4 protein-coding genes are annotated in these 3,752 nt (G+C 52.1%); all 4 read right to left on the bottom strand.

What is annotated here, in order from left to right:
• Positions 1-411: 411 nt before the first annotated feature.
• Complete coding sequence (locus ACP7D4_RS27665; RefSeq protein WP_426212625.1) at positions 412-918, bottom strand: hypothetical protein; 507 nt, start codon at positions 916-918, stop codon at positions 412-414.
• A 74-nt stretch (positions 919-992) separates the two neighbouring features.
• The gene (locus ACP7D4_RS27660; protein ID WP_426212624.1) at positions 993-1,526 is read right to left on the bottom strand and encodes a hypothetical protein; all 534 of its coding nucleotides are present in this window, start codon (positions 1,524-1,526) and stop codon (positions 993-995) included.
• A 5-nt stretch (positions 1,527-1,531) separates the two neighbouring features.
• Positions 1,532-2,512: a hypothetical protein gene (locus ACP7D4_RS27655; protein ID WP_426212623.1), complete on the bottom strand. Its 981-nt coding sequence runs from the start codon at positions 2,510-2,512 to the stop codon at positions 1,532-1,534.
• Between the two features lie 17 nt (positions 2,513-2,529).
• A partial coding sequence (locus ACP7D4_RS27650; protein WP_426212621.1) for a DUF2345 domain-containing protein occupies positions 2,530-3,752 on the bottom strand: 1,223 nt, incomplete at its 5' end.

Genomic DNA, 3,752 nt, shown 5'->3' with positions numbered 1-3,752 from the left:
GCCTACCTGGCAAACTCTCGTCTAATTTACCGTAGGCATGCGCGACGCTCATTGTAAACTTTTTCCGTTTGCTAATAGTAATTAATTTGTAACGTTTCTTGATTTCTGCGCACTTTTCGGCCGGTTTTTGCTGGGGTGGGGAAGGGACTCTACGCGAAGGATTGAGGAGGTCTGCGCGCTGGTGCGGCCGGCGAGACCTATCGTGAAGAGCGAGCATTTGGTGTGTCAGCAAACAGCTTTTCTCTCCGAGAACAAATAGTGTCTTCCGTACCTTCCTAGTCGGCGTGACCGAGCAAGCATGTTGGCTTAGCTAGTCCCGAACAGGCCAGGTGAAGAAACACGTTCCAAGGTGACTTGCATCGTTAATGGCTTAGTAAGTCCCCAAAGAAAGGTTTGAAGTAGTGCTCAGGTTCACAACTTGTTGCATACATTATATTGCCACTGGTTTGACTTATCATTCCAGGGGATAACTTGAACAACACTTTTGCCACCGACTAATCTAATGCAAAATTGGGCAGAGTACGAATGAACGTTCGAGTTTTCGGGGCGCGCATTAAGATCAATACCATAAACATGATGCGGCTGCAGGGTCAGCGGTGTTCCTGCCACAGCGCCAAGTGGTGTTTCTCCGTAGCGAATACAACTATGTGGCCTCGCCACGATTGAGGCCCCAGCGGGCTCGACCGAAACGCTCCATAGTTCGCTGGGCGGCAAAGTGGATTCGCTTGATGGCCGCTCGGAGACCAATAACCCATATAGTGGAATTCCACCACGTGTTTCGCGGTTCTCAGGAATTGCGAAACAGGGAAGCCCGGCTACTTCCGTCACAATCGCATCCGGCCTTGAATTGCCGGAGCATGCCGTACTTGAAATAGTGAACACACTCGCCAATATATATTGATAGGCCAGATTTGCCATAATCGCATCTTTCTTCGACTGCTCGTTCCCGCTTTTGATTCCCCAATAGCTGATCTTGGCTATCGGCGCAATTTTTATTCAAATACCGGCGGCTTGTCCGGGTTGCGGTCGCGCGCTTGAGGCGCCAGAAGCAGCACGTGTATGAGCAGCAAGCCCTCGTGTTCGCATGCGAAACCGTCGACTAGTTTTCCAGTTTTCGTCAATTCCACCTGGTATTTTTTGCAGTGAGTCCAGTTGGTTAAATTCTTATTAGCTGTTTTCAAAAGCGTTTGAAAATATTGTGACAGCCAAGGGCGCGCAGATTCTGGCGCAATCCATACTTTCCCTGCATTGTCCTTAAGATGTTCCATCCAACTGCTGTCTGGGGCAGTTACTTCTGCAACCAGCGTCATATAATCGGTCGGTCCCGGTGCACCCGCTCCTTTGTCTTCTGGGGTTCCAAATATTTCCCACTTGATCGCTTGCGCTGGAACGGAGATTTTTATGACCTGCTGGAGTTCCCGCATATCTCGACTAACTGCATCGTCTTTATCTGCAGCAAACATATGACATCCACCTAAAAGAAATATTAAAATTCCAAGCGCAACACACTTGACGTCGCGAATCATGCTATTTATTCCCATAATGACTTGGCCATTTTATCCGGTGGCGGAACTGGCCTAACCACAATCACTCTCGCCCGCCCGTCACCCTCTGTCCACATCACGCCTCGGGCCACCGCTGCATAATTCATGTATGAGTTGGCCCAACCATTCATTTCAAACGCCCCGTTCTCCTCGTCCTTAATCGTGCCCGATCCAATATCGGTTCCACCAGGATTGAAGTTATAACGATCCTCCATGTGGATAGTCATTTCAGCCGCGTATTCAATTTTCTGTTTTCTAACCGATGCAGTCACAGTTGCGCTGACCCAAAGGATATGCGCGCCTATAGCTCGCTGCCAGTTCACAGTGGCGGGATATGGTGCAAAACCTTCCTCGCCGATCGCATATTGTCCACTTACGACCTGAAAAGTTGTGCGATTCTTCCCAATAACTTCTATGTGCCCGATGAAATCGTTGACGAGCTGGCCCACGAGATTCAAGGCGGACGGATCGGATCGCAAATATTTTTCGTAACTAATTGCCCATCTGTCTTTTCCTTTGCCCTCCCAAAAATATCGATAGGCTGCGGTCGCGTCTGTCTGATCCTCAAAATTACATAGAGGATTCAGCGGTCCAGTTATTGGGCCACAGGTGGCCTCGGCTCCGTTCAGTTTTGCCTTCCATTTCGCTCTTGAAAAAGCATCAGCTTTCGTTGGCGCGCGTCTACCGTATCGCTCAACAAATCCACCGTCATGGACGATTTTCGGCCTAGTAATTTTAGTTACAATGGCGTATCTGCCCGAAATATTTGTGAATTTTACTGGCTCGGTATGCGTGTCCTTTTGTGCAGTAGGGGTCAGGGAAATGTCAGTCGCTTTCTTTGCCGCCTTCACCCCTTGTTTCGGCCCGCTCTGTAAAATTGCCTCAACTGAAGGTTGATCCGATGGCCCCTTCGGTATTTGATTACTTGTCTTAGTTTTGCCTGGGACACCTTGCAAAATTTCGTCCACGGACGGCTCTGACGACATTACGATCCTTTCGAATATTTGTCGATCTCTAGGAGGGCGGCGTGACCAACGAAGAGTTTTCCTGCTTCTGGTGAATTGCCATGTACCATTTCCACAAAACCTTCGTTATCAGACATCCCGTGGAAAACTATTCCGCTAGCAAGTCTAATAAAATAAGGAGAATTTGGCAGTGCATTGCCCGTTGCTTCCTCGCTTAACTTAATTCGCCGATCATAAAAACTCGCCTTGGAACTAGGTAGCGGCGCAAAAGATGCATCAGTTCGTTTGCCGGCGTCAAAGCTGTGCTGGCTACCCCTGACCGTGAAGTTGCCCGGACAGGCGAAAGTGATGTTGGCACCATCAAGGGTAATTGACGATTGGCCGGCCTGCAAAATAATCTTTTGGCTTGCACTAATTTTGATTGATTCATTCACGGAAATGATCGTAACCGCCTTATCTGCGAAAATCTCCAGCTGATCCGTGTGGGCCTGCACCGACACCGGCCCACTACCCGCAATCGCCTGGATTCCGCCCGCATGCGTGAACAAATTCACGGCATTCGCCGCCACCGACGACATTGTATGCGCCGCCGTCATGTGCAAGTCCGAGCGCGTCGTCCACTGCAAATGCTCGCCTGCATACACCACTGTCGACGCCGGCGTGGCCCAGTTGATGCTGGCTGGCGCGTCCATCAGCACGATCGGCTTGCCGAATTTTTCCACTGGCTGCTCGCTATCGAGCTCGCGCTCGCCCAGCTTGGCCTTGCTGGCATCCTGCCCGCCAACGGCACCCTCATGCTTGCCCTTGGCCTTGGGATCAATCTGTTCGATAAATGCTTTATGCGCCTTGGTCGCATCTTTGCTAAACAAGGCAGCCTGCTCGCTGGCGGTGTCGCCCAGCAGTTTGCCCAGATCGTGCGCGCTGTGGAACTGCGCCAGCGCCTGCTCGGTATCGAGCTGGGTCGATGTCACGCCGCTGCCTTGCTGCGCGCGCGCCGTGGTCGACAACAGCACGCCGTCGCCGCCGCGCACTACGCCCCAGGCGTCGGTGCGCAGCTCAAAGCCGCTGCCCCGGTACGCACCGCGCTGGGCGGAGGAGGCCTGCTGCGCGATCAGATAACCCAAATTGAGCTGGGTCGCCGCCGTGCTGGTTGCCAGCCGCGTGCGTACCTGGCCCGGCGTGTCGTCCAGCTGCCACTGATTGAACCCGGCGCCGTCAAAATTATGGCTGTGGATACCAGACA

Source organism: Massilia sp. TWP1-3-3, from assembly GCF_049897805.1.
In the GTDB taxonomy this organism is placed as follows: domain Bacteria; phylum Pseudomonadota; class Gammaproteobacteria; order Burkholderiales; family Burkholderiaceae_D; genus Telluria_A.
Note: the sequence above shows the minus strand (reverse complement) of the source record. Positions and strands in the feature narration are given on the sequence as shown.

Bases quoted from the DNA above. Each gene is read 5' to 3' on its own strand.
- ACP7D4_RS27665 (WP_426212625.1), bottom strand. From the start codon at position 918: ATGGCAAATCTGGCCTATCAATATATATTGGCGAGTGTGTTCACTATT.
- ACP7D4_RS27660 (WP_426212624.1), bottom strand. From the start codon at position 1,526: ATGATTCGCGACGTCAAGTGTGTTGCGCTTGGAATTTTAATATTTCTT.